The sequence below is a fragment of the Caballeronia sp. dw_276 genome (assembly GCF_018449635.1).
In the GTDB taxonomy this organism is placed as follows: Bacteria; Pseudomonadota; Gammaproteobacteria; order Burkholderiales; family Burkholderiaceae; genus Caballeronia.
This window is the reverse complement of sequence record NZ_JAAVUV010000051.1, coordinates 1-1,324: the sequence shown is the minus strand read 5'-3', so window position 1 is coordinate 1,324 and position 1,324 is coordinate 1. Positions and strand designations below refer to the sequence as shown.

Below are 1,324 nucleotides of genomic sequence, written 5' to 3'. Positions count from 1 at the left end.
GCCGCCTGCTTCCTCGACATTCAGGCTCAGGTCGAACTTCGTCGTCGTTGATTCTCCAGCCACGGACGAAAGCTTCAGCCCCGGCAGTTGCGCGTCCTTGAGCGGCGCGTTCTGCAGGATCAGCATCACCTGGAACAACGGCGAATATCCGAGACTGCGTTGCGGCTGGAGGACTTCGACCAGTTGTTCGAACGGCACGTCCTGATGCGCGTAGGCACCCAGCAAGGTCTCGCGCATCCGGCCCAGCAGCGTTTCGAACGATTCGCCTGGGTGAACCTGCTGGCGCAGCACCAGCGTGTTGACGAAAAAGCCGATCAGATCTTCGGTTTGCTTGTCGCGACGATTCGCGATCGGCGTGCCGATGCAGACATCGTCCTGCCCTGCATGACGCGAGAGCAGCAGACCAAATGCGGCGGCCAGTGTCATGAACAGCGTACCCTGCGCACGCCGGGCCAACCCGTGCAGACGTTGTGTCGTGCGCGCCGACACCGCAAAGCGATGTACCGCACCTTGGTGGCGCTGCGACGCGGGCCGCGGGCGATCCGTGGGCAACGTGAGCAAGGCGGGCGCTTCGGCCAGTTGCTCACGCCAGTAGGCAATCTGCTCGTCGAGCACCGTGCCCGTCAGCCACGCATGCTGCCAGTGTGCGTAGTCGGCGTATTGCACCGGCAACCGAGATAACGGCGATGGCTCGTCACGGGAGAACGCTTCGTACAACGCAACCACTTCACGCACCAGCACCCCCATCGACCAGCCGTCCGAGACGATGTGATGCAGCGTCAGCGCCACGACGTGATCGTCATTCGCGAGCCGGAACAAACGTGCACGCATCAGCGGCCCCGCCGACAGGTCGAAGGCCTCAAGCGCCTCGTCCGACAGCAGCTCGTGCAGGTTCGTTGTCCGCATCGGCTCGGCAAGCCCTGACAGGTCCTCGATGCGTAGCAAGGCGGGCACGGCATCCATGATCTCTTGGACAGGGATGCCGTCGATCATCGGAAACCGCGTGCGCAGCCCCTCGTGGCGGCGCACCACTTCGTCGAGCGTACGCTGCAGCGCGCTGATGTCGAGCACGCCGGTCAGGCGCATCGCCACTGGCATGTTGTAGAACACGCTGCCCGATTTCAACTGGTCCAGGAACCAGAGACGCTGTTGCGCGTACGACAGCGGCGACGGACGCTCGCGTCCAACCGGTACGAGCGCGGGCAGCGCAACCCGCGTGCGATCGTCGCAAAGTGTATCGATGCGGATGGCCAGCGCCTCCAGGGTCGACACCTCGAACAGTGCGCGCAAGGGCAATTCGACGCCGAACCCGGCGCGCAAGCGT

Annotated in this window: 1 protein-coding gene; it reads right to left on the bottom strand. The window is 64.1% G+C overall.

Features of this window, described 5'->3' with window-relative positions:
- Positions 1-1,324, bottom strand: a 1,324-nt coding sequence (locus HB633_RS30560; protein ID WP_255581306.1) for a condensation domain-containing protein, incomplete at both ends; no start/stop codon positions are given.